This is a genomic window from Spongiibacter marinus, assembly GCF_016906995.1.
Taxonomy (GTDB): Bacteria; Pseudomonadota; Gammaproteobacteria; order Pseudomonadales; family Spongiibacteraceae; genus Spongiibacter; species Spongiibacter marinus.
The window spans coordinates 42608-67667 of the sequence record NZ_JAFBBD010000001.1; the positions used below are offsets into that span (position 1 = coordinate 42608).

16 protein-coding genes are annotated in these 25060 nt (G+C 56.7%); 6 read left to right on the forward strand and 10 right to left on the reverse strand.

The features are described 5' to 3' along the window. Nucleotides 1-25 precede the first annotated feature (25 nt). Genes HNR64_RS00220 through HNR64_RS00240 form a run of 5 tightly spaced genes read right to left on the reverse strand, consistent with a single transcriptional unit; the run spans nucleotide 26 to nucleotide 4715 of the window. Nucleotides 26-346 carry a 2Fe-2S iron-sulfur cluster-binding protein gene (locus HNR64_RS00220; protein WP_204994633.1) on the reverse strand — a complete coding sequence of 107 codons (321 nt, stop codon included), beginning with the start codon at nucleotides 344-346 and terminating at the stop codon, nucleotides 26-28. A gap of 11 nt (nucleotides 347-357) precedes the next feature. After that, entirely contained in the window at nucleotides 358-1128 is a 771-nt protein-coding gene (locus tag HNR64_RS00225; RefSeq protein WP_204994634.1) for an SDR family oxidoreductase, read from the reverse strand. 9 nt (nucleotides 1129-1137) lie between these two features. Continuing rightward, nucleotides 1138-2619 (reverse strand): aldehyde dehydrogenase family protein, encoded by a 1482-nt coding sequence (locus HNR64_RS00230; protein ID WP_204994635.1) that lies wholly within the window; start codon nucleotides 2617-2619, stop codon nucleotides 1138-1140. Nucleotides 2620-2637: 18 nt separating this feature from the next. Continuing rightward, entirely contained in the window at nucleotides 2638-3519 is an 882-nt protein-coding gene (locus HNR64_RS00235) for an NAD(P)-dependent oxidoreductase (RefSeq protein ID WP_204994636.1), read from the reverse strand. Further along, nucleotides 3516-4715 carry a cytochrome P450 gene (locus HNR64_RS00240; protein ID WP_204994637.1) on the reverse strand — a complete coding sequence of 400 codons (1200 nt, stop codon included), beginning with the start codon at nucleotides 4713-4715 and terminating at the stop codon, nucleotides 3516-3518. The genes HNR64_RS00235 and HNR64_RS00240 overlap by 4 nt, the downstream gene beginning before the upstream one ends. Nucleotides 4716-4847: 132 nt before the next feature. On the opposite strand from HNR64_RS00240, the gene HNR64_RS00245 reads away from it, so the two are divergent. Further along, on the forward strand, nucleotides 4848-5933 hold the full coding sequence (locus tag HNR64_RS00245; protein ID WP_204994638.1) for a MarR family winged helix-turn-helix transcriptional regulator: 1086 nt from the start codon (nucleotides 4848-4850) through the stop codon (nucleotides 5931-5933). Here HNR64_RS00245 and HNR64_RS00250 read toward each other — a convergent pair. Beyond that, complete coding sequence (locus HNR64_RS00250) at nucleotides 5898-7274, reverse strand: Na/Pi symporter (RefSeq protein ID WP_204994639.1); 1377 nt, start codon at nucleotides 7272-7274, stop codon at nucleotides 5898-5900. The two genes, HNR64_RS00245 and HNR64_RS00250, sit on opposite strands and share 36 nt — an antisense overlap. 77 nt (nucleotides 7275-7351) lie before the next feature. Next, a complete protein-coding gene (locus tag HNR64_RS00255) occupies nucleotides 7352-7795 on the reverse strand; it encodes a YaiI/YqxD family protein (protein WP_204994640.1) in 444 nt (147 codons plus the stop codon). A gap of 95 nt (nucleotides 7796-7890) precedes the next feature. On the opposite strand from HNR64_RS00255, the gene HNR64_RS00260 reads away from it, so the two are divergent. The 4 genes from HNR64_RS00260 to HNR64_RS00275 all read left to right on the forward strand — a co-directional run bounded on the left by HNR64_RS00260 (nucleotide 7891) and on the right by HNR64_RS00275 (nucleotide 14066). Beyond that, the gene (locus HNR64_RS00260; protein WP_204994641.1) at nucleotides 7891-8301 is read left to right on the forward strand and encodes a thiol-disulfide oxidoreductase DCC family protein; all 411 of its coding nucleotides are present in this window, start codon (nucleotides 7891-7893) and stop codon (nucleotides 8299-8301) included. After that, nucleotides 8291-9019: an SDR family NAD(P)-dependent oxidoreductase gene (locus HNR64_RS00265; protein ID WP_204994642.1), complete on the forward strand. Its 729-nt coding sequence runs from the start codon at nucleotides 8291-8293 to the stop codon at nucleotides 9017-9019. Before HNR64_RS00260 ends, HNR64_RS00265 begins: the two co-directional genes overlap by 11 nt. A 149-nt stretch (nucleotides 9020-9168) precedes the next feature. Beyond that, nucleotides 9169-12843 carry a response regulator gene (locus HNR64_RS00270; RefSeq protein WP_204994643.1) on the forward strand — a complete coding sequence of 1225 codons (3675 nt, stop codon included), beginning with the start codon at nucleotides 9169-9171 and terminating at the stop codon, nucleotides 12841-12843. Between the two features lie 26 nt (nucleotides 12844-12869). Further along, nucleotides 12870-14066 carry a methyltransferase gene (locus tag HNR64_RS00275; RefSeq protein ID WP_204994644.1) on the forward strand — a complete coding sequence of 399 codons (1197 nt, stop codon included), beginning with the start codon at nucleotides 12870-12872 and terminating at the stop codon, nucleotides 14064-14066. 12 nt (nucleotides 14067-14078) lie between these two features. Here the strand turns inward: HNR64_RS00275 and HNR64_RS00280 are convergent, their stop codons facing one another. The 3 genes from HNR64_RS00280 to HNR64_RS00290 form a co-directional block, all read right to left on the reverse strand. Beyond that, a complete protein-coding gene (locus tag HNR64_RS00280; RefSeq protein ID WP_239547396.1) occupies nucleotides 14079-22295 on the reverse strand; it encodes a thrombospondin type 3 repeat-containing protein in 8217 nt (2738 codons plus the stop codon). Nucleotides 22296-22643: 348 nt separating this feature from the next. Next, nucleotides 22644-23111: a hypothetical protein gene (locus HNR64_RS00285; RefSeq protein ID WP_204994645.1), complete on the reverse strand. Its 468-nt coding sequence runs from the start codon at nucleotides 23109-23111 to the stop codon at nucleotides 22644-22646. Between the two features lie 58 nt (nucleotides 23112-23169). Continuing rightward, complete coding sequence (locus HNR64_RS00290; protein WP_204994646.1) at nucleotides 23170-23742, reverse strand: TetR/AcrR family transcriptional regulator; 573 nt, start codon at nucleotides 23740-23742, stop codon at nucleotides 23170-23172. 95 nt (nucleotides 23743-23837) lie between these two features. Between HNR64_RS00290 and HNR64_RS00295 the strand changes: the two genes are divergently transcribed. Continuing rightward, a complete protein-coding gene (locus HNR64_RS00295) occupies nucleotides 23838-25055 on the forward strand; it encodes an NADH:flavin oxidoreductase (protein ID WP_204994647.1) in 1218 nt (405 codons plus the stop codon). Nucleotides 25056-25060: the final 5 nt, after the last annotated feature.

Genomic DNA, 25060 nt, shown 5'->3' on the forward strand with positions numbered 1-25060 from the left:
CTCGTTCTAATTGTAAATGCAGGGCCTAGGCCTGTTCTTCCGGTAGCTCTACACGCATGCCCTCAAGCGCGGGCGTCACGGGAATCTGGCAGCCCAGACGACTGTTGGCGCGGCGATCAATCGCATTCTCCAACATGCTGTTTTCGCCATCACTGAGCGCCGGCATCTGGCTTTGCCATTCCTCGGGGATATAGCAGTGGCAGGTTGCACAGGAGCAAATCCCACCACACATCCCCTCGACACCGGGCACCATGTTCAAAGTGGCGCCCTCCATCAAACTCATCTGTTCATCGACATCGACTGCGTGTTCGGTGCCGTCGTGCTCAACATAGGTGATAGCAACCATTTCTCTCTCCTTTACAGGGTGACTTTTTCAACTGGCGTGCAAGGGCGAATTTCCAGCAAGTCCACCGACACCCCGCGCGGCATCGACAAACAGAACAGCAGTGCCTGTGCGACATGCTCTGCCTGCATACCGCTATCCATCCACGGCCCCTGACGGTGCCATTGCTGCACCGCCGCCTGCAGGCGCTCAAACGTCCAACCTGCAGCGAAATCCGTCATCGCGGCACCGGGGCGCAAAATACTGACGCCGACACCCGCCGGGGAAAACTCACGACGCAGGTCGCGACTCAGCCGCTCAACAGCGGCCTTGCTGGCCGCGTAAAGCGACAGGCCCGCCATTTCGTCATGGTGCTGGGCACTAGCGCTGCTCACATTGATCAACCGGGGGTTGGCAGACTGCTTTAACAGGTGGGCGGCTGCGCGACTGCAATAAAGCGTCGCGGCAATATTGAGCTGCAACTGTTGATGAATCTCGTCGTCTTGCCAGTCTTCAACAAAGCCGGGGCGCGCCAGACCGGCGTTGTTCACCAACGCGTCCAGACCACCAAAATGGTGAGCGACCGTTTCTATTGCCGATTGCGCTTGCGCGCTGTCGGTAATATCGGCAGCAACCGCCAAGCTGCGCTCGCCCAGCTCATCACAGTGCTGCTGCAAAAGGGCTTCACGGCGCGCGATCAGACCCACCTTCGCAACGGCGGCAATCAGCGCCCGCGCCATCGCCAGGCCAAAGCCCGAGGAAGCCCCTGTTACCGCAACGACCCGACCGTTCAGAGAATTATTCATAGCCCCCTCCTACACGGCGATGGCAATGGTTTTGGTTTGCAGGTATTCCTCAAAGCCCTCCGGCCCCATTTCTCGCCCGACCCCGCTTTGCTTATAGCCGCCAAAAGGCGCATCGGGGCCGAGGAAGTTGCCACCATTGACATTGACCGTGCCACTGCGGATTTTCCGCGCAAACGCCAGGGCACGCTCTTCGCTGGCTGAGTACACCGAGCCCGATAAGCCGTAGATGGAGTCGTTGCACAAGTGCAGCGCCTCGGCTTCGTCGTCATAGGGGATGACCACCAATACCGGCCCGAATATTTCCTCTTGCGCGATACGCATATCATTGCGCACATCGCTGAATATGGTCGGCTCAACAAAGTAGCCAGCGCGTGTATGCGCGGGAATACCGCCCCCCAGTATCAGCCTCGCGCCTTCCTGTTTGCCCAGCTCAATATATTCCAACACCCGCTGACGCTGGCGCTCGCTGATCAGCGGCCCCTGCATTTCGCCACTGGTGTCATCACTGCCGTAAGACATGCCGCCTACATAGGCGCACAATAGTTCTTCGGCTTCGGCAAGACGACTGCGGGGCACTAACAGGCGAGTGGTAATCGCGCAGCCCTGACCGCTGTGCGCGCAGATAGCCAGCGAGCCAAACAGCGCAGTGGGCAGGTCGGCGTCGTCGAGCAGCACCATTGCAGACTTGCCGCCCAGCTCCAAAAACACCCGTTTTACGGTATCCGCGGCGTTGCGCATAACCTGCCTGCCCACCGCTGTGGAGCCAGTAAAAGACACCACGTCGACACGCGGATCTCGGGTCATTGCATTGCCAATTTCAGCGGGATCGCTAGCGGTGAGCACATTGAACACACCGGGGGGCAACTCGGCCTCGGCGGCAATGCGGCCAAGCAGAGATGCCGTCCACGGCGTTTCGGCAGCGGCCTTAAGTACCACCGTACAGCCCGCGGCCAGGGCCGGCAGGCACTTGGCCAGGTTAATTTGAATGGGAAAATTCCACGGTGAAATAGCCGCCACCACGCCCGCGGCCTCCTTTACCACAAGGCGCCGGCTGCGAACGCCCATCACCTCGTATTCACCGATGTCCCGCTGCCAGGGGAAGGACGCCATATACTCCACAGGCCAGTTCGCCATCGCAATTGGCCCGTCGCACTGCGGGCCGTGAACGAAGAACTGGGTCGCCCCGGTTTCGTCGGCAACTGCTGCGCGCAGGGCGTCGCGATGGCGATTTAGGCCGTCCACAAAGCGCTGTAAACAGGCGCGGCGTGCGGCGTGATCCGTCGACCAGTCGCTGTGATCAAAGGCCCGCCGCGCGGCGTCAATCGCCTCATCGGCATCGCGCAAGCTGGCATCGGCGGCAACCCCGAGCACCGTCTCAGTCAAGGGGCTGATATTCTCATACTGACGACCGCCCTCAGCGGGGCGCAGCTCGCCATTGATATACAAGCGGCTCTCGCCGTGACCTGGCTGCCGGGTATCAGCAACGCCCATGGTGACCTCCTATTATTGTTATTCGACGTCCGGGCGCGATATCGCCATAAAGACATCGTCGATATCGCGGCGCACCCTTTCAGTGAGCGGCAACGCCACATTGAGCTGCGCCGCCAAACTGAGGGCGTGATCCAGGTCTTTCTCCGCCAGCGCTGCGAAAGGGCCAAACACCGCTCGCATATCCTCATCACTGCAGGCGGCGCGCACGCCGTCACGACCGTCGATAAACTGCTTCATCATGGTGGTAATCACGCCATTTGCCTGCCCTACCTGATGGAGCGCATCGAGATCGGCACCGGCGCATTTGACCAATTGCGCCGCTTCAGAAATCGCCGAAAAAGCGGCATAGTTCATCAGGTTATTTGCCAGCTTCAGTACGGTTGCCTGCCCCGCCTCACCGGCATACACCACCGTTTTACTCGTACACGCAAACATCGCCTGACAGCGCGATACTGCCGCTTTACTGCCGCCGGCCATAATGCATAGCGTGGCATCCGCCGCTCCCGCCGCGCCGCCGGTGATAGGGGCATCGACCAGCGCCAGCCCTCGCTCAGCGGCATCCGCGGCCCAGCGCACGACACCGTCTCGGGTAACAGTGCTGTGAATGGCAATAACGGTTTTGGGTGCAGCCACCGCAAAAATACCGGCCTCGCCATAGAGCAGTTGCTCAACGTCTGCGTCATTGCGCACGCACAGCGCGATCAGCGAGCAATTGCGGGCCAGTTCCTCTGCGCTTTCGACAACGCGGGCGCCCAGCGCCTGCATTTCTGCCAGGGGCGCGGGGTCGAGATCGAATACCGATAAGGCAAGATGCTGTGACGAGGCCTTGCGGGCAATATTGGCGCACATCGGTTTGCCAATATTCCCCAGACCAATAAAGCCGCACTGCACGGCGCTCATATCTCGCCCGCCTGCCGCGGGCGAAAGCGCATTGGCAAAGTAGTAAAGCCGCGCACATTAGGGTTGTGAGTGCGGTCACTGCGCGACAGGTCCAATTCGTAATCGGGAATCGCCTTTAGCAGCTCCTCGAAGCATACCCTGACCTCCAAGCGCGCCAACGCCGAACCCAGGCAGGCGTGAATACCCACGCCGAAGGCCATGTGGTCGCGCGCTCCCCGGCATACATCGTAGACATCGGCATTTTCATAGCGCTCTTCGTCACGACTGGCGGAAATAATGCACAGCCCCACGCGCGCGCCAGCGGCAATCTTTTGTCCGCGAATCTCGATATCTTTCGTTACCGTTCGGCCGATCATTTGCGTGGATCCATCGAAACGCAGAGTCTCCTCTACCGCGTCGGCGATGCGGCTGGGATCGTCAATCAACAACTGGCGCTGCTGCGGGTGCTGCCACAAGCGGTAGCCCATATTGCCGATCAACTTGGTGGTGGTTTCGTTGCCGGCAACCGCCAGCAAAATGCCAAAACCAATGACATCGTCGTGAGTCATTTTGCCGTCTTTCTCAGCCTGTAAAACGCAGCTGAACATATCGTCGGGATCGAAGGGCTGCTCAGCCAATTGTCGGGACAGGTCGTCAAAATACTGGGCCAATTTAAAATAGGCGTTGACGTTCGCTTCGCTGATCTCGAACTGGCCATCTTCCCGGTAGATCAGCTCATCTGCCCAGGTGCGCACCGCGGCTTGATCCGCCTCGGGCACATGAATCATGGTAGAGATCACGTCCATTGGCAGAATGGCGCTGAAGTCCTGAATCAGGTCCATCTCCCCGCGCGCCAGATGAGGCGCGATCAGCGAACGGGCCTTTTGCCGCGTGTAGTCTTCAAGAGCAGCAATACGCTGGGGCACCATCAGCCCCGATAACAGCTTGCGAATACGCGTATGGTCCGGCGGGTCCATATTAATGAACATGGGGTAGCCCGCCGACGCGCTTTGGTCTGACTCCAAGGCCGGGCCATTGATGCTGCTAAAGGTTTTAAAATCGCGAAATGCGTTAAAACAGTCTTCCCATTTGCTCAGCAGCCAAAAGCCGTGCTCGGCGTTGTAGTAAACCGGCGCTTCGGCCCGCAAACGCTGGTAGTAGGGATAGGGGTCTTCATGAACCGCATGGGAATAGGGATTGAACTCCACCGCCGCCATCGCGCACTCCTTATCATTATTATTGCCGAGTACGCTAGCACAGCCCCACACAAAAGGTAAATACACTAAATATATTTTAATAAATATGTGTTACATTAATTGGCGCTACAGAATTAACAGGCGCCCAAGGCCATGCCACAGACTTCAGCCGCACTCGAGCGGTTTCGTAACAACCCGCTCAAACAACTCAATGCCCTCAGCAATGACTGTGAACAAGCCACCATGCAGGGCTTAGCCGCCCAGGGGTTCACGAGATTAGCCATGCACTTCGCCGCGCCGATGAGCTTGCTGGGCCAACGCCCACACCGGCTCACCGAGCTAGCCCAGCGACTGGCAATGAGTAAACAACTTTGCCTGCAAAGCCTGCGCCCTTTAAGCGAGGCCGGGTATATCGCGCGCCAAGCCGATCCGCTGGACAAGCGCGCAAAGCTGATTGCCCTTAGCCCGCGCGGCAATCAGCTTATTGCTGCAGCAAACCAGCAGCTGGCCGACATCAATGAGCGTTATGTGGCGCAGCTCGGCAGCGCTGAGATGGCATTTTTGGGCCGCTATGCTCAGCGGATTTGCATTGAGATGGCCGTGCCCGGCTTTGAACCGAACCGGACTGGCATTGATGAGGAACTGCCTTTTTCAATGCTGATCGGCATGATCAACCGAAGCCTGCAGCGCCACCTGATGCAGAGCACCATTGCCCGCGGCCACCCACATTTGCAAATGACCCACGGCCAGGTGCTCGCCTGCCTGGCCCCCGAGGGCAGCAGTGTTGGCGAACTGGCACAGGCCAATGGCGTATCCAGCCAGGCCATTTCTCGCGTCGCACGTCAGCTTGATGAATTGGGCTATGTCGAGCGCCACAGTGACCCCGCTGACGGACGCAGCCAGCGCCTTCACCTGACTGAAGCGGGCATTAAGTTAATAGACGATGCGGTATCGGTTATGACGAAACTAGAGCGACGCCTGCAACACCGCCTGGGTGACGGCGACTTCCAGCGCTTCTGCAAGGCCCTACAGACGCTTAGCGGCGCCGAACCGCAGGCTGAGGTAAATGTGGCGGCGCCGCTAAGCGTCCCCGAGCTGCTGACTTACGCCGCGGACCTGCTAGATAAGGGCCAGCCGAGCGCCGACCTGAATGCCGCCGTCGAAAAGCGCCTCGGCGGCGAAGCGCAAACGCAGCTGAATGCGTTACTCCGCCTTGCTGTCGGGACTCCCGTAGGGTGAGAGTTTGTGCAATTGATCCAAGTAGACAAAGATTTTCGCGAAGTGGCGCGATGAGCGCCGCTGCCAGCGCTGAGCCGTTTCGCGATCTGCCAAGCGCAGGTGCAGGCGCTGCATATGGTCAATGACGTGCATACACGCCAACAGGCGCTGCCAGCTGTCCGGCGTGTCGGGCCGTAAGTGGATATCGTCTACATAGCGTTGGCAGCGCTCAATGGCATCGTCAAGCTCACGATGGCGCTCGGGCTTGGCTGATGGCTGGTCGCGCAGCAAAACAATGCAATATTGCAGCTGCGCTTCAACCAGTGAGCGCAAGCTGCGCCGCACAGCCTCCAGGGCAATCGCGGGGTCTTTCAATAATTGCTTATCCAAATGCCCGGTGAATTGCTCCTGCGCCTCCGGCACCAGCCAGAGCATGAACCGCGCAAACTGGCCCGCCAGTGGCAACACCAAAATAACGCCGAGCAGATTGAACAAGCTGTGAAACGCCACGAGGGCGACCTCAGCCTGATCGTATATCGCCCCGGGCGCCCACCATTGCCAAAGCGCTACGTAGGGCAGCAGCATGATAAAAGCGGCAATCCCGGTGAATACGTTGTACACCACATGGGAGTATCCCGTGCGCCGAGTTTCGGCTGAGCCGCCCAGGGTGGCAAACAGCGCCGTTGCAGTGGTGCCAACGTCCATACCAATTACCATCGCGGCCGCCTGTTCAAACTCCAAAGCGCCGCTGTGCACAGCGGTTAACGCAGTAGCCACGCCCGCACTGGAGGATTGGGTAATCAGCGTAATTAGCGCCCCTAGCAACAACAGTTGGAGACGCCCCAGCCAAGTATTCTCCGGGAAACTGTCCGGGGTAATCCTCCCCTCTAAGCCGGACATTCCCACTTGCATCGCGTCGATGCCAACAAAGATCAGGCCAAAACCCGCAAGTGCCAGCCCGGCGGCACGCCAGCGCCCCCGGCCAAACAATTGCGCCAGGGCGCCAGCGAGAATACAGGGCAACAACAGCGTATTCAGCTCAAGCTTGAAGCCCAGCAGGGCGACCATCCATCCCGTAACGGTGGTACCGAGGTTAGCACCAAATATCACCCCAAGGGCCTGGGGATAGCTCAATAAGCCCGCGCCAACAAAGCCCACCGCCGCCACTGTTGTCGCGCTGGAAGACTGCAGAATTGCCGTGGTTGCTGCGCCGGTGAAGGCGCCACTAGTCGGGCTGCGGGTAAAGCGCGAAAGTGCCCGGTGTAGGGCATCGCCAGCCAGTGCTTTGAGGCCGTCGGTCATCAGGATAATGCCGACTAAAAACAGGCCGAGGCCGCCCGCTAATTCCATCCATTGGTTCACATTGAAACGCCTTTAAACGATCGCTGTATTTTGCCGATAACAACGCGCCATTTATTCCCCGTAATTTTACTTAGGGCTTAGGCACGGGCGAGTATCCGGTCGAGCTGATTAGCGAAGGCTTGTTTCTCGCGCTGGCCATAGGCGCTTTGCCCGCCGCTCTGAATGCCGGAAGAGCGCAGCGTCTCCATAAAATCGCGCATATTCAGCCGACCGCGAATATTGTCAGCCGTGTAACGCTCACCCCTTGGGTTGAGAGCCATCGCGCCTTTCTCGATGACCTCGGCGGCCAGGGGAATATCACTCGTAATGACCAGGTCCCCCTCTTCACAACGGCGCACAATTTCATTGTCGGCAACATCAAAGCCAGCGCTCACCTGAACCGCGGTAATATGGGGGACCGGCGGCACTCTCAGCATTTGATTCGCCACGAGGGTTAAGGCGACCCCGGTGCGCTCGGCCGCTTTAAATAAGATGTCTCTGACCACCACCGGGCAGGCATCGGCGTCAACCCAGATTTTCATTTTGGCTTTCTCCGGCATTTCGTTATAGCGTGTCAGGCATCGCTTTGACCTGGCGCTCCGTACAGACACTGAGCACCTCGCTGTGGAAAGAAATTATGACGCGATTAACCCTATTTTACGATGGCCGATGCCCCTTGTGTGTCGCGGAAATGACGCAACTCGCCGCCCTGGACGGTCGCCGCGCACTGGCTTTTGAAGACATCAACGGCGAGGACTTTAGTCGCCGCTACCCCAGCATCGACCCCGTTGCGGCCAACCGCGTGTTACACGGCTGGGATGAAAACGGTTCGTTGTTACTTGGCCTGGATGTGAGCTGTCGCGCCTGGCAGCTGGTAGGAAAACACCGCTGGATGGCCGCACTGCGCTGGCCGCTTATTCGCCCCTTGGCAGACCTTGGCTATCGCGTGTTCGCTCGACACCGCTACTTCTTTTCCCAGCTGTTTACCGGCCAGCCACGCTGCACAGAGCGCTGCGCCATCATTGAACATCGCCGCCATGAACCCTAAACGCGCACTGGTGGTCGGCGGCAATAGCGCTATTGCGCAGGCGCTGATCCAAAAATTGCTGACCGACCAAGAATTGGATGACGTACACGTCTTTAGTCGCCACCCCAGCGCCACTAAATGCGATGACCAGCGACTGCACTGGCACTGCGGCGACTACAGCTCGGACAGCCTCGCTGCGTGGGCAGACTCCCTGGCGGAGCATAGCGGCGCCATCTCTCGCGTGTTTATTTTCAATGGCGTGCTACACGACGCCGCCGGCCAACCTGAAAAGCGCCTCGAAGACATTAATGCCGACACGCTACTGTCGCGCCTGCACAGCAACACCGTAACCCCCATGCTGGCTATTCAAGCGCTACTACCGTTGCTGCGCGGCCCTCAGCCCTGCGTGGTAGCCGTTCTCAGCGCCCGAATCGGCAGCATTGGCGATAACCAACTCGGTGGTTGGTACAGTTACCGCGCCTCCAAGGCGGCGTTGAATATGTTATTAAAAACCGCCAGCATCGAATTCGCTCGCCGCGCTAAGAACCTGAAATTGCTGTCCTTCCACCCCGGCACGACCGACTCACCCCTGTCAGCGCCCTTCCAGCGCCGCGTCCCAGACGGCAAGTTATTCACCCCTCAGTTCGTCGCCGAACGCCTGCTGGACCTCTGCTCCGCCCTCCCCCACGACGGCCAGCTCAGTTACATCGATTGGCAGGGAAAAGCCATCGACTGGTAACGGCCGTGGAAACTACGCATGTTCGACAGGGCAAGTGCACACTAGCATTACAGGTGTTATTGCCACGGTGTTATATGTACTGACGAGACAGAGAGTTCGGGTACCGCATAGCCGCGGCTTCCTTATTGGCCGGTGCTCAGGGAGCAGTCATGAACTCGTTCCTCCAAAAACTCCGTCGTCACAGCGCATCACGCCAAGCTGCTGTGAGTCGCTACCGCCGTTGGCTGCACCCACTGGCCAGCCTTGCCAGCTTCATTCTTATCGCCGTTGTTGCGGTATATATCGACCAGCTGAATAACCACAACCGCGAGTTGAATCACCGCGACGCCGTTCTGCGGGAAATGGGTTCCATCAGCGCTAAAGTAGAGAGTGACCTGAAGGGTGACCTCCAGGCAGCCAAAGCGATGGTGGCAGCCGTCCGCCAGCACCCCGACCTCAACCCCGATTATCTGGATAAATATTCCGAAAGCCTGCTCTCCGGTGAAAGCCGCATTCGCAGCGTTGCCGTATTTCGCGGTGTTATCGGCGCCTACGTCTACCCACTCAAGGGCAATGAGCCGGTGCTGGGGCTAGACTTAAGAACGCGGCCCGACCAACTCGCCGACATGATGAAGGTACACAAAACCGGCGGCGCTGTACTCTCGGGCCCTGTCGAATTAGTTCAAGGCGGTATGGCGCTGATTGCCCGTCTACCCGGTGGCCAGAATCAAGGTACTGGAGAGCCTATGACCGTGTCGGCCGTGATTGATATAGAGCAGCTGCTGCGTAGCAGTGGCCTGAGCGAAGCAGGCGAGCGATTGCAGGTAGCCATACGCAAATACGGACCCGAGGGTCGCTTAGGTAAAACCGTATTTGGCGATGCCGCACTATTTAACGACCAGACCCGCGCGGTGACCACAGATATCCGACTACCGCTGGATGAGCGCTGGCAAATCGCCGCCGCCCCCGAGAGCGGCTGGCTACAGATGAATTTGCTTGACCCCTTCCGGGTTGTTGTCGCGTCGCTGGCACTAATCATTTTTTGCTTCCTAACCATTATTTCGTGGCTGCTTGCCAAGCGCTATGAAAGCAACCAACTATTAGTTCAGCTGTTCGAGCTATCGCCGATTGGCATTGCATTAAACGACTACGAAACAGGCAAATTCATCGCCGCCAATCAATCTCTGTGCAAAAGCTTAGGCTACCCTCATGAAAAGCTAACCGAGTTGCGCTACCAAGATATAACGCCCCAAGAATTCATGTTAGATGACGAGGCGGCTTTCATTATTCTCACAGAAACAGGCCGCCTGGGGCCCTATGAGAAACAGCTTATCCGCGCCAATGGCGAGCCCCTGCCTATCGAAACCAACAGCATTTTATTCAGCGACTCGCAGGGTAAACCGCTAATCTGGTCAATGGTTGAGGACATTAGTGAGCGGATGCACGCCGCCCAGATAATGGACCGGCAGCAACAGATGTTTAACTCCATGAGCCAGCAAGCAAGGATAGGTGCCTGGGAGCTGGAGGTGGAGAGCGGCCAGCTCACGTGGTCTGAGGTGACAAGGGAAATTTGTGGTGTACCAGCAAACTTTACCCCAACTGAAGAGGCGCTTCGCAGGGTGTTTCCTCAGGAAGAGATGTGGCACCTGCTGCAGCATTTGATCCGACGCGCCATTATCAATGGCCAGGCATTTAGCGAAGAAGTGAAGCTCACCACACAACAAGGCCGCGAACTGTGGATTCAGCTCACGGGCCACCCTGTACTGGATAAGCAGCGCTGCACACACATTTTCGGCTCACTCCAAGACATTGATGACCGCAAACGCGCCGCCGAAGCATTGATACGCGCCCGTGATGAAGCGGAGCAAGCCGCGCGCTCGAAAAGTGAGTTTTTGGCAACCATGAGCCACGAAATTCGCACCCCGATGAACGGCGTCCTCGGCATGCTGAATTTACTGGCAAACTCCGACCTCGACTTCGAACAGGAGCGTCGGGTGAGCATTGCCCGCAGCAGCGCACATTCGCTGCTCTCTCTCATCGACGATGTCCTGGACTTCTCCCGCATCGACGCCGGGAAAATGACCCTGGAAGACAGCAGCTTTGCGATACGCGAAGTCATCGAAGAAGTCTGCGAGAGCATGTCGTTGCGCGCACAGGAAAAAGGCCTGGAGCTCATTGTTGACCTTAGTGAGATCAACATAGACAAGGTCTCAGGCGACGCCGCAAGGCTACGCCAGGTCCTGACTAACTTACTTGGCAACGCACTAAAATTTACCGAAAGTGGCGAGATCGTTGTTCACGCTACGCTCACCGAGCATCAAAACCAATGGATATTTGACTGCTATGTACGCGACACCGGCATCGGCATTGCCAGTGAGAAATTAGACAGCCTGTTTAACGCATTCACCCAGGCGGATGCCAGCACCACGCGCCGCTATGGCGGCTCCGGACTTGGCCTGTCGATTAGCCAGAAGATCTGCCAAGCCATGAATGGCAGCATTGCCGTTAGCAGCAAGGAAAACAAAGGAAGCACCTTCCATGTCCAGGTGGTGCTGAATTCATCCGCCGATGCGTCATTCGATGAGGCCTATGCATCGGGCAGGCATGTATGGTTGATAGAGGACAATATAAACAGCTGCAAAAGCCTTGAGCGTCAGCTGAAGCGCTGGGGCGCAAAAGTCTATTGCTCTACATCCAGTGAGTCGGCGCTCAACTCTGCCGAGAGTCATGATATTCCGCTGGAGAAAATCGACCTGGTTATTATCGACCGATACATGGATGGCTTAGATGGCACCGAGCTCGTTCAATTTCTGCGCCAGGAAGAACATCTAAGCAGCCAGCCTTTTGTCTTGCTCAGCAAAATCAGTAGTCAGGGAACCGACGCCCACTTTCGCTCGCTGGGCTTCGATGCGTGGTATCCCAAACCCCTCACCACCAGTAATTTGCGTGAAGCACTAAAACTGGCGCCCCTGGGAAGTTACTTGCAAAGCGATAGCGGCGACCGTACGCAGGAGGCACCGGCTAGCAGCCTATTACAGGGCAGGCGCGTGCTACTGGTTGAGGACAATGCGGTAAACCAAGAGGTGGTGCGCTGTCTGCTAGACGAGTTGGGCTTACAGGTCAGCATTGCCGATAACGGCAACAAGGCGATCACTGAGCTGAAGCACCAGCAGGACAAGCAAGCGCCGCCCTACTCCGCAATTTTAATGGACTGTCAGATGCCGGAAATGGATGGTTACGAGTGCACTCGCCAAATCCGTGCAGGTCTGGCAGGCGAAGCCGCACGCGAGTTACCCATTATCGCGTTGACGGCCAATGCCCTCAGCGGCGACCGGGAAAAATGCAGCGCCGCAGGTATGGATGACTACCTCAGTAAACCGATTGACCCCGACCGACTGCATAAAAAATTGCTCAGCTGGTTGCACGCCTCGCGCAGCGACGACCCTGCCAACCCCGCATCAAAGAATCATGCAGAGGCGCTGTGGAATGCCGACAAAGCTCTGGAAGGGGTCATGGGGCAGGAACGTACCCTGAATAAAATGCTGGTGATGTTTAACGAGTACAGCATTGCGCAACAGCAGGCATTACGCAGCGCAGTTACCGCAGCAGATACTGCAGAAATTGCCCGTATCAGCCGCGCACTGAAGGGCAGTAGCGGACAGCTACAAGGCGACGCACTGCGCGAGCTGGCCTCATCACTGGAACTTGCCGCCAGTAATAAGGACTGGGAAAAAATCCACTATTTCTACCCCCAGCTCCACCAGTGTTGGCAGCAGCTATGCGCGTGCTTTGAACAGCATTTGCTGCGCAACACCAACGAAAGCCGCGCGCTAATAGAGGGTTAACTGCCGCACCGTCGTATAATGTGGGCATGACCAGCAACGTTCTCACCGCTGCGAAAGGCGCCGACCTATTGCAGAACATCGACCAGCTACTCAGCCAGCACGAAGCATTGTGGCGCGCCGGCTCGAACGCCGAGTCAGTAACGCACTACGACGCGCTGTTCCGCGCGCTTTGCACACTCTCGGCAGAGGATGTTGCCCAGCTGCAGGGCGACGACCTTATGCTCTTGGAGCGATTGTCGCCACACTTTGCCCATGCCAAAGACATACTCGCCATTCTGTCTTACTTTACGCCGCCCATCGCGCCACCACATATCGAGCCGCCCAGCGGCATTGGTGGTAGAAAATGGCAGCAAATACAGGCTTTTTGTGGCGGGTTAGCATCACTATCGGGAAACGTGATCGAGTGGTGCTCCGGAAAAGGCTACCTCGGCCAGGCACTGCGATTCCACCCGCAACACTCACCCTCGTCTGTCATCGGCCTGGAAATTGATAGCGACCTTGTTACCAGTGGCAACCGCAGGCACGCCAACACCAATCAACGCATTGTGCGTTGCGATGTATTGAGCGAGCAGGCAGAGTCGTTTGTGGCCGATGCCAACGCCATCATTGCACTGCACGCCTGCGGAGGTCTCCACCAACGTATGCTGAAAGTTGCCGCGGCGGCGAGCACCGCGCAGATTGCCCTCGCCCCGTGCTGCTACCACCGGTTTATTGAGCAGTACGCGCCACTGTCCAAGGCCGTCAACAACTCGCCCCTCTCAATCACAACACAAGATTTGCGCCTGGCGGTTCGACAAACCGTCACGGCCCGGCGCGGTGAAACGCAGGCGCGACGACAACTTCACCACTGGTGGCTTGCAAGCCAACAACTTGCCCAGCAACAGGGGATAGCGCTGGATCAATACCGCGCCCTGCCCCACAGCGCTGCCAAAAAAGGGTTTAGCTACTTTGTAGAACAACAATGCGCCGCCAATGGCATTGCAACACTCGACATGAGCGACGCTGATACCGCCCTGGCCAACGCGGCAGGCCAACAGCTTATGCAAGAGCAGCGCGGCCTCGCTGCCATGCTATTCAGGCGGCTGCTGGAATTGCGCTGTGTGTTAGACAGCGCCCTATTCCTGTGTGAGCAGGACTACCACGTTACGCTCAGTGTCTTTTGCCCGAGTACAACCACCCCAAGAAACTTTTTATTATCTGCCCGGCGCAAGAACGAAAGCTAAGCATCAAAGAGCTTAGTCACGTAAATAGACCCCGCTATTCCCGTAGCCATCCACCACTGCCACCCGCACGATGTCCGCTCCAATATCCACGCTTGAGCGAGGCACTGCACGACTATCGATCGCCCAGCGATCTGTTAGGTCTTCGGTATTGCCGAAACTGTCGACGGCAATAATCGACGAAATCTTACGAATCGGCGCAGCCTCATCTTCTGGGACAAAGGGGTCGATAACACGGCGAGTATCGGGCAACACAGGGTAGTTCAGCGTTAAGCTATCCTGCTCTTCAATAAGGGCGAGGTTGGTGGCGGGGCTGACCTCAAAAGCTTGAGAGACCAGGTGGTAATCTTCCTCTGCTAGCGAAGGTGACAATGCTGAACCCGATACAACAAACCGGTAGTTTCCAACCGGCCAGTCTAGCGGCACTTCGAAATCGACAAGCCAAATATGTCGACCGCTGCTCAAGCGGTACTTTAGCTGCATTTCAAAGAAGGTATTGAGGGCATCGCCATTCGCACGGGTAACCGGCTGCCATGCGCCGTTGCGCTCTACTTGCATCAGCACTGAGGGCGTACCTAGAACAGGGTCCCCTCCCTCAAAAACAAACTCGGTTCGCTCAAACCGAGATATGGATCGCGGTTGAGAAATACTGCTACCCGCTAGCATGCTGGGCAAGGCTTGCGCATTGACTTGCGAATCATAGTACTGGCGGTAGTGCTCATAGCGCACAACCAGCTCATCAATCGGCGCCGCGCTGCTGTCTCGAAGCGACTCGAGCAGCTCCACCGTTACATCAAGAAAGCGCTCGCCCTGCTTCCAGCCCCAAAAGGTCGTGGTAGATTCCGCGCCTCCCAATGTTGCCCAGTCCTCCTCTTCGGGCGGCAAGATATAGCCAATATGGTCACCGGCATAACCCCATATAAAGGTGTCGTCGTAGCGATAGCGTTCCCCACCTCCCACTTCAGCAGCCGCATCGAGTAATCGCAGGCCGTATTCAGTAAGCGGTTCACCCGGCTGCATCAACAGGGTCAGCTCGCCAACTTTTTGAGCGGCAATGATCGTGTCCTGCGGGTAAAACGAGGCGTTTTCGGCAACGCCATTGTCGGCGAGGTCATAGGCATCTGGCGGCGGTGAAGGCAGACAATACGGAATCTGCTCGGGCAGGCCATTCCCCTCATAGCCCGGCACGTCTTTCAGACCAGCACCAACGAAGGGGACCGCAATGTCGTTGCCGCACTGCCCCGCACCCCAGGCGTAGGGAAACTCTTCAGGGCGATAACCCAGCCTGTCGCGATCAAGGATAATCCGCTTAGACACACTGCGAAGATCAGGGGATAGCTGGAACTGTTCAATGCTGTCGGCTATCACTTTTATTTGCGGAGCAAGCCGGCGCCCATAGCTTTCAATACGCTGCAGCTTATTGCGATGAATATTACTGCGCGGACTGATATCGCCGGCCGCATTCTGCACCAACATCGCCAGTGGCAACGCCATCAGTTGCTCGGTTGCTCTTTCCACTGACGCCAGCACATCCCCTGAGAAATATTGATTCTCCACGTCAAAAGCAATGCCGTGAGCCGCCCAATTGATAATCACCGCCATTGGCTCAGGCTCGGCTTTATCCAAGGCATCGATGCGAATCACACCAAGGCGGCGGCGAAGGGCCTGCAACCTATCGTCGTCGTAGCTGGGTAAACGTCCACGACGAAAGCCGTTCATTGCCAGCGCTTCCTGGGCACTGCCGTGGCCAATGCGCGCCAAGCGCATATTGTCATCGTCCAATGCCGTCACCACCACCGCTGCCAATTGCGCAACGACCCTGCGGTAGACTTCGTGCTGATACAGATCCATCGCCAACCAAAAATAGCGCGCAGAGTGGTTGGCAAGCGCCCCGGGGCCATCGTGGCTGTGAGTCGCAGACAGTACCAAACCATCGCCAAGTGCGATCCCCGTTTGCCGCTGCACTTCATCTTTTACATCTTCGGCAAGTTCGTTAAGTGCGCCGATGAAATCGGTTTTCAACAATACGATGTAGTCGCGACCATCGTGCAGGGCAATGGCTTTGGCAACCAGTGAATCGTAGTAGCCTCGGCTCGGCGGCGAATAACTTGCGTAGGGGGAGTGAACCGCACGTAACTCATCGGGCAAAGGCGCCAGAGGAGGGCAGCTTTCAGGGTGGTCGGGCTCGCAACCGTCAGCCATGTAAGGGATAAAGTCGACCAGCTCATCGAAAAATATCCGGTAATTACCCGAGGCAAAGCCTTCGGCGCCGGGAATATAGTCGCCAGCAACAGGTGGCCTTAGATACCCCCCCAATGGGGTACCAACCGGAATATCAATCGGCGCTTTGGCGATACCTGCACGCAGCGGCATAACCGAGTGAGCCTGCGGTTGCGCTTTGGCCTGTGGCTGCGGCTGCTCAAGCCCCACCTCAGCCCCCACAGCCATCATCACTTGGCGCAGCGCATTGGCTGAATTTTCTTGCAGGCCAGCTAATACCGCATCTCCCGCCTTTTGGAACTCGCCATCGCGCATTTGCTCAACGGCCGCACTGAAAGCGCGGGTATCGATAGGCAAAGTCTCACCGCCAACTACCACTGGTTCGCCGACAATAGTCACGGGGGCAGGTAACGGTGGGCAGCCTGCCGGCCCCCGTACCTCCCGCGCTATCCACGTATCGAGTAGCTGTCCTTGGCTATGTAGAAAGTGCGATTTTTGACATTTTGCATGGGGCGCCGCACGAGGGTAGCCATGGGGGTCGAAATCATCCCCCCTGGGCGCGACATTACCGATAGGCGGGCTTTGTGTTTTCCCTTCATCGAGCTCAATAAAACCAGACTTACTGCTGCGGCAAGCTCCCTGGCAACTGCCGCTGTCGTAACCCTCGCCGTCTCGCCCAGCGAGCGCCAAGCCCCAAAATGCATCGGCGTCTGGGTCGCGCTCCGCAAAGAACGCCTCTCGAGAGGCAAAGGTATATGTTGCGTTGTCGCCTGGGCGACGCGGGTAAATATCAGCGACCTCAACGCCAATGGTTCGCGCCATCACCTGGGCGCTCCAGTGGGTAACTTGGTGGTCCGCAAAAGCCGGTTGCAGCAGGACTTGATTGTCAGGCCCATTCAAGGCGCTATTGTCGGCGATATGGTGGGCATACCCATTATTTTCAGACCGATCCCATAGCATCTGGATGAGTGCAAACCCTAAGTCGCGATCCAAGTCATCCTGGTAGGAGAGATAGAGAGGCGTAGCGTAGGACGGCAAGCCACCCGGCTCGTATTCTGCGTCAAAATCAACGCTTCGCCTCAGCAGGGTTGAGTAGTTCATGCCGACGACACCAAATACTCCGCGTTGCACATCCTTGGACATCGCAACGATCGGCCCTCCGGTGATGCCGCCTTGCGAGTTGCCGTCGTAGAAGATCTCTCTATGGTCGAAAACAGGCCGGCCCTTGGCATCCTGAAATACGGCCTCTGCCGCAAAACCAGCCGGGTGACGCATAGCCCTGGCAAGGAATAGAAAATTCAACAGCCCCTGTTGGGAAGCATCTGGGATCACCGCAAAATTGGATAAATCTACCAGCGCCGCCAAAACATTAGGAACATCCCCTGTCGAGAAGCCGAACAGGTCGACACCACAAAACAGGAAATTGTATTCACGACTGAAATTCGGCACGTGATCGTATGTCACCGCTTGGTGGCCGTCCAATAAGCCATGGCCGTATATCCCACCCCTTGCTGGGTTTTCCGAGCTGGCTTGCTCAGGGATTTGGCAGGTAAATCGCGTTGTCATTTCACCGAGACTGTCGGGTAAGCCGTCCCCGTAGCTCGCCCCGGCGGCGTCGAAGGCAGGCGCATCGAGCGGGTCAAAGTACAGTCGGTTGGGCTGCACTGAGCCGCCATCTGCAATACCCACTCCCTCAAACAAGGTCTCGCAAGCTTCGCGCATTTCCTCCGGGAGCTGCACACACAATTGCTCGGCATAGATGCTGAGCTGGTCCAGTGGTGCCGGGTCGGTTGGAATAACAAAACTCGGCACGGTGATCGTGCCCTCGATACGCCTAGCAATCCCGTCTCTGGGATTCTCCGTCACCTTGTCTATCGTGTAATCTGGCGCTCGACCTAAATCGGTGATGTTCCCCTGGGCGTCTTCGAGCTGACCGAGCTGTTTAAAGGCTTCATCACGCATATGGCGTAATCTGCCCACATTGTTTTCCGCACTGGCAACGGTAAAGTCCCACGCTAGGTACAGCTCATCATCGATACCTACCCCTGCTTGCAGCAAAACGGGACGGACGTTTTCATCCCACTGCTGACACCGCGCTGACAACACTGGAACGCCAGCGGCTTTACTATCTCGACAGGCCCGGAAAGCGGCTTGTGCCCTGAGATAGGGGTCGCCGTTTTGCTGGCTTGGCAAGCGCTTCAAAACAACGACATATCTCTGCCCTTCATCAAAATTCCGTGCGGGCCGGATGAGCAGCGCCGCTCGTTTTTCTGCCAAGGGGCTGCTATTTTCCACACCCTCACTGGGTAGCAGTAAGCCGGCGTTCAAATCCACCTCTGCCCACACCGGGTGTAGTTCGCCACTATCAGCATTGATTACCAATACAGAAGACTGATCGACCTCCAGTGACTCAGACAAATGCGTTAGTCGAGGCGCACCGGGTACCGTGCCATCGTCATTGCTTTGCAGGTTCGGCACGTATGTCATGATCATTTGCCCTGGCGAGAAACCATCGTTTCGGTTCCATTCCCTCGGGTCAATCGGCTTTCCAGCGATATTCCTCGGCATTGCGAGAGGATTGAAGTCCACTCGGCGCCCACTACCACCACGGGAAACGGATTGCGGGCTGCCATTGCTGGCGGGGACAGTAAAATGATCGCTTGGGAAAGGAAACAGACAGTGGGCGGGATCAAGCAGATCACAGCCACGCGCGGTGGCCTCAATCAGTTCGCCAATAGCAGGCAGCTCATCATTATTATTACTACCTCCACTGCCGAAAGCCGCACATACGCCCGGGGCTAATCCGCTATCAATACAGCTGTCATAGATAGGTATCTCAGGGTCTATCTGGCTGCAAAGCGGTTCGGCGTCAGCGCCGCCTTGCTCGCGACAGCGCGCGGCGTATTCGCGCTGAATATAGTCGACTCGAAACCCGGCCATACTCAGCAAACAACGCTCGGAGTCGGCCCCTTCAGTTGAACACGCCGCTAAATATGGCGGTAAATATGCATCGGCTTGGTCCGCCTTATCAAACAGCGGCAGGTAGCCCTGCATTCGCAGTAGTGGCGCCGTGAGTGGCCCCAGGGACACGAACTCCTCATAGCCAGTGAATGGTACCAACATACCGGCGTCACCCGAGGCATCCACATAACTGAACTCTTCTTCGGGGATAATATAGCCAAAGCTATTTTGCGTGAGCCCGAGCAGCATAGTGTGCGCATTTTGCGACGCCAGAGAGCGAATAAATTCGCCAAATGTTCCGGTTGTTTCACCTGGAATCGTGACAATCTCCAGGCCACTCTCCTCACCACCCAAGGTAATTCGAGTGACATCGGTCGTGGCGTAGGGCGTTGCCTGCGGCAGGTATTGGGCTTGCGCCCCAAGCTCTGGCGGCAGCTGCTCATTTACACCAGTGAAATCATAATACTGGTTAAACGCGCCCAGCCCGCCTGCTGCGACAAAAACCGGATTGGTAACTGGCAGCACGACTTGCTGACTTTGCACACGCAAGCCGCTGCGAATTTCTCGAATAGCCTCGTCGCCCTGTACCGCGGCGGCCATGCCCTCTCCTCGACAGTGAACGCGACCATAGTCTGGCGATGCATCGCCATAGCCCTGTGGCTCACATCCAGGGCGACTGCCCGACGCCGACGCATCGGCAATCGGGCCGTTGAAATACAGCGCAGTACCGCCCTCTTTTTCCAGCCAATCCGTCACACCGAGGGGGTAATCGGGATGGGGAATACGAGGGTCTTCATTGATAGCAGTCGGATGGGCATTGAACTGCATAAGATAGCCAATATTTTCACCACTGCGCGCATCGATCGCCGTCAATAAGGTGGCAAGGGTGTCGCTATCAATGTCTGGATCCGTCTGCTTGGGACGGCGGTAATTATTAAACTCTGCAAGTTCTGCCGTCTTCACTGTCACAGCAACTTCTGTCGCGGCTTGTTTGGCTTCCTGTGCCGCCAGTGACGCCTGTCGGTACAAGGTATTGTGAATCCAGTCCTTGGGCACACCGCCCCACAGGCCTTGAAGATCTGCACCCGCATGGCTATGCGTCTGGCCGAATACGACATTGTCCTCAGATATACCAGACGCTTGTGCGACCACCTTGCGCATTTCCTGTTGAATGATATTCCCGGCGCCGACCGCATCAACAACCACAAACATCACTTGCTCGGCAGCATTTTCACCCTCTGCGGGCTGCTCGACATACATGGCGCGCACCCAGCTGCGCTCAACACATTGCGAGGTGTCAAAGGTCTCGGGGTCGTAGCGACTCTGCTCAGACAACAAGCATGGCTGCTCTGCTGGTGCTGTAAGGCTTTCCCCAAACCCACCAAAGGGATCAGGTTGATTCTGCAGTGGGTTAATACCAAAGCCGCCGAGATTAAACTTCTGTAGATGCCGCGTTTCCCCCAACCGAGGTTCATCAATACCTGCAACGTGTTCAACACTCGGATCAATAGCCTGCTTCGAGGCGCCAATGCGCAACCGCCCACGGAGGAATTCATCGTCATAGATGGTTGCTATCGCTTCAGCGACATCGACCCTTGCAAATTCTGCGCGACTAACCGTTACCCTAAAGCGCTCATGCTCTTCCAATACCTCATCATTAACGACCGGCACCGCAGCGACGTAGTCGGTTACTCCCACTGGGATCTCAACATTCAGCGGGGCGTGCGCAAAATCGCTGTCCGAGGTTGTGATATCAGTGAAAACCAGCTCGACAACCACTGGGACAGGGCTTACCTGACTTAAGTGCAACGGCAGCAAAAGTGCACCGCTGTTTTCATCAGCCGCAGCATCATCAATGCTCAACCTAGGCCTTTGGCTCTCGGAACACCCCTGCAGGAGTTCGCCGTCATCATCTGGTGTCGCAGGGCATGCATCTAGCTCATCGGCGGTGCCGTCGTTGTCGTCATCGGAGTCAGCGTTGTCACCGATACCGTCGCCATCAGCATCACCGGTCTCTTGCGGATTATTGGGAAATGCATCATCGGCATTGTGAACACCATCGCCGTCACGGTCGTCATCGCTATTGTCGCCTACCCCGTCACCATCCAGGTCGGCAGACTCAGTGCCATCCAAGGGAAACGGGTCACTGCCGTCAGCAACACCGTCACCATCAGTATCCGCATCATTCGGGCGGGTGCCGATAGCGGCCTCTTCTTCATCGCTTAGGCCATCGTTATCGTCATCGCTGTCACACACATCGCCATGACCATCATCGTCATTGTCTTGCTGCGAACCATTAGATAAAGACGGGCAATTATCCCGTGCATCGGGGACACCATCCCCGTCGCGATCAACTCTTGCCGCTTCATTGCTACAACCAAATTCATCCACGGAGATACCAAACCCAGTGCGGGGGCAGCGGTCGCGATAATCACTAATGCCATCGGCATCACTGTCAGCACCGGCATCACCATTGTATTGGCCATCAGCTATGTCCCGCTCGGTGAGCGCTAAATGCCGCCGAGCGAGCTCTTCAGAAACCAACTCTCGCACTCCGTTGCCATTGGCAGTTCGCGCCCAGCTGGCAACCGGCGTGGAGTGGAAATCGCTACGTTTAAAGTCTGAGGGGGCTGCGGTCAAATCAGCCGCACCATCGCGTACTCGCTGCGAAATGTAGATACCATTCTCGGGAATACCATCGGCATCCAACGTGAGGAAAAACCGCGCCAAATTCACCGCTGAGATATCATCTCCAGCGCTCAGTGCAAGCATGCTAATGATCGGCGCCCCGCGGACACTACCCAAAGAAATTCCGCCGATGCGAAAGTGGATCACCTCTTGCTTGAAATACAGAAACCCGCCGCTGCTGTCAGTCAAGGATTCCCGATCATCAGAGGACCGCCGATACAGTACTCCGCCCACTGGAGAGTCAACCAACTGACCATAGAGCTCACTTTCGGGCGCCGAAGAGCGACCACCGCCCCCGCCACCACAGGCAAACATAAAGAAAGAAACGACGGTCAGTAGACCAACTCGGCAAACAGCGCGCATTACGGCACCTCCTTGGCAATGCAACACGGGTTCTTCTGCCTAGGTATTTGAGACTGGACCACGATGAGGGCGTAGTGACGGTCGTTCCACGTGTTGCTATATCGCTCTCTCAAACGCGGGCGCTGGAGAGCACTTTTTTTATTAGGAATAAGGAAGTTACTGGCTACAACAGAGGTGGCACAAGCGCATCGGTGACAACGCGCAAATACACAGCTTATAAAAAATAGGAACTAATTGATAAAATTCAAAAACTTAACGGCGAGCACCCCAAATGCACAAAAACCAACAGAGGAGCATTAGCGGCGGTTGGTTCAAATAATCAAACTAGCAGACTTAGTGGCGCGGCGCTTATCTGGCCGTGTAATCTTGACTAACTGCCCGCCCATCACCATTCGCTTGCAGATAGCGCTGACTATCCACCCACCCCTTCTCGGTATAAAAGCCCCAGTCGCGGATTTTCGGTCCGGTCAAAAACACTGTGACGCTATCGGCTGAAAGCAGGTCCAGACGATGCGGCGCGCGAGACATTCTGGCGGTGACCGAGCCGGGCTCTAGCACACGTGTCTTGCTGGGAAGGGTCTCAGATATGCGCCCTCGCAACACAACTGAGATATTGAATAGCCAGGGGTGGTCATGGAGATGACTGTCGGGATCATCTTCTTGGACATGGTGAAGGTATACATTGAAAAAGCGGTTTTTAGGCAGCAGGTGCCAGCGCGTTAGGTAGCGCTCACCAATGCGCTTTGAAGGAGGTGTGTCCATACGGCGTTCAGCTCGTCGCTGCATGGCAGAGAGTAATGCTTGAGGTAACTTCATCAACTGCAGGCCAGTATACGGTCAATCACGAGAGCAAATTATAACAGCCGCCCGGGCATCAGACATTGTCCAGCGCTTGCAGCAAGGGTTGAAGTGCTGCACTGCTATCGTAGTCACTGCGCTCCCCGCGCATTAGCGCTGCTTCGGTCAACGCTGCCAGCAGCATTCTGGCGTAGAGTTCTCTATCGCTGTCGGACAGCTCACGCTCCGGCCACATCTCGTCAAGACGTCGCTGGGCCTCCAGCACCACAGCACTGCGGCGCAGTCGTTCGCGACCAAGAATGTGGGGCGCGTCCAACAGCACGACCTGTACAAAGCCCGGCTGGTCGCAGAGAGCCATAAAACGCTGCCATGATTCTGCCAGCCCGGCGTCGCCGCCATTTTCCGACGGCGCCTGAAGCGTCGCGAGCAGTTCTGCCTCGTAAGACTCGGTGACCGCTTCGAAGAGTGCTTCCTTGTTGCCAAAGTAGTGATAGATGGGTCGGATAGTTGTTCCGGCCTCTCGGGCAATATCCTCCAACGCTGTGGTGGAATAGCCTTTTTCACCGAATTGTTGACGAGCACAGGCCAGGACTTTTGATTGGGTTTCTTCCCGTCGCTGGGCCTGCGTGCGGCGCTGTTTTTGAACCAATACTCTACCCTCTTAATAGCGGGGCACAGTGTAGCTTGCTTTTTGCAAAGATGATATGTAGCGTTATTACATATAATTATTTCACCGAGTCTGCCATGAATCCGACCAATCCCTCCCTCGACAGCCGCACTTCGCTGGAAAAGTGTTTCTCGCCCGCCAAGATCAATGGCCTCGAGTTAAAAAACCGGCTTATTAAAGCAGGCACCTTCGAAAATATGACCCCTTTGGGCGTCCCTGGCTCGACGTTAAGTGCGTTTCACCAGCGCCTGGCGGATGGCGGCATTGCCATGACAACACTCGGCTATTGTGCGGTGACCGCCGACGGCCGACTCAATGAAAATATGATGTATATGCACGAGGGCATCCGCGCGCCCCTCACGTCGCTGATTCATTCATTGCATGAGCGCGGCACTGCAGTGTCTGGGCAAATGGGGCACTGCGGCGGCTTTTCCAAGAACCGCGAGCTACAACGCCGCCGGCCGCTGGGCCCCAGCTTCGCGATTAATGGCTTGGGCCTAAGTCAGGGCATGTTCTTCGCCGATGCGATGTCCATCCAGGATATCGATGAGATGGTGGATCAGTACCGCGATGCAGCGCAATTTATGAAGTCTGTGGGTTTCGATGCGCTGGAGATCCACTTTGGCCACGGCTATGGCCTTTGCCAATTTATCAGTCCAAAAACCAATAAGCGCAAAGATGAATATGGCGGCAGTTTGGAAAACCGCATGCGACTGCCACTGCGGGTACTTGCTGCGGTTCGCGAAGCGGTTGGCGACGCCTTTCCTATACTCGGCAAGATCAGTATGTCAGAGGGCGTGCGCGGCGGGATTCATTACGATGACTCGGTGGTAATTAGTCAAATGCTCGACCGGGCCGGTATTGATGCCATTGTCTGCAGCGGCGGCACCAGCACGATGAACCCAATGCTGATGTTCCGTGGCGATAATATGCTGCCCACAATGCTTGCGACAGAGAAAAGCCTGTTGATGCGGCTTATTCTACGGTTGGCAGGAAAGTCGATGTTTCGCGATTATCCCTACACGGACCTCTATTTTCTCGAGCAAGCAAAGCGCATTCGCGAGGCCGTTAATTGCCAGCTAGTGTACATTGGCGGCGCAACCGGGAATGATAATTTCGCCGACTTAATGGATGCGGGCTTTGACTTTATTCAGCTTGGACGGAGCTTATTGAGCGACCCCGAATTACCGAATCGCTGCGCGCGCGATGCCGGCTTTAAGAGTCGCTGCGTTCACTGCAACGAATGCGTGGGAACCATCGAGAGTCCCCAGGGTATTCACTGCACCCGTTACTGAGGATG

Coding starts and splice junctions, on each gene's coding strand:
- HNR64_RS00220 (WP_204994633.1), bottom strand. CDS start 346: ATGGTTGCTATCACCTATGTTGAGCACGACGGCACCGAACACGCAGTC.
- HNR64_RS00225 (WP_204994634.1), bottom strand. CDS start 1,128: ATGAATAATTCTCTGAACGGTCGGGTCGTTGCGGTAACAGGGGCTTCC.
- HNR64_RS00230 (WP_204994635.1), bottom strand. CDS start 2,619: ATGGGCGTTGCTGATACCCGGCAGCCAGGTCACGGCGAGAGCCGCTTG.
- HNR64_RS00235 (WP_204994636.1), bottom strand. CDS start 3,519: ATGAGCGCCGTGCAGTGCGGCTTTATTGGTCTGGGGAATATTGGCAAA.
- HNR64_RS00240 (WP_204994637.1), bottom strand. CDS start 4,715: ATGGCGGCGGTGGAGTTCAATCCCTATTCCCATGCGGTTCATGAAGAC.
- HNR64_RS00245 (WP_204994638.1), top strand. CDS start 4,848: ATGCCACAGACTTCAGCCGCACTCGAGCGGTTTCGTAACAACCCGCTC.
- HNR64_RS00255 (WP_204994640.1), bottom strand. CDS start 7,795: ATGAAAATCTGGGTTGACGCCGATGCCTGCCCGGTGGTGGTCAGAGAC.
- HNR64_RS00260 (WP_204994641.1), top strand. CDS start 7,891: ATGACGCGATTAACCCTATTTTACGATGGCCGATGCCCCTTGTGTGTC.
- HNR64_RS00265 (WP_204994642.1), top strand. CDS start 8,291: ATGAACCCTAAACGCGCACTGGTGGTCGGCGGCAATAGCGCTATTGCG.
- HNR64_RS00270 (WP_204994643.1), top strand. CDS start 9,169: ATGAACTCGTTCCTCCAAAAACTCCGTCGTCACAGCGCATCACGCCAA.
- HNR64_RS00275 (WP_204994644.1), top strand. CDS start 12,870: ATGACCAGCAACGTTCTCACCGCTGCGAAAGGCGCCGACCTATTGCAG.
- HNR64_RS00280 (WP_239547396.1), bottom strand. CDS start 22,295: ATGCGCGCTGTTTGCCGAGTTGGTCTACTGACCGTCGTTTCTTTCTTT.
- HNR64_RS00285 (WP_204994645.1), bottom strand. CDS start 23,111: ATGAAGTTACCTCAAGCATTACTCTCTGCCATGCAGCGACGAGCTGAA.
- HNR64_RS00295 (WP_204994647.1), top strand. CDS start 23,838: ATGAATCCGACCAATCCCTCCCTCGACAGCCGCACTTCGCTGGAAAAG.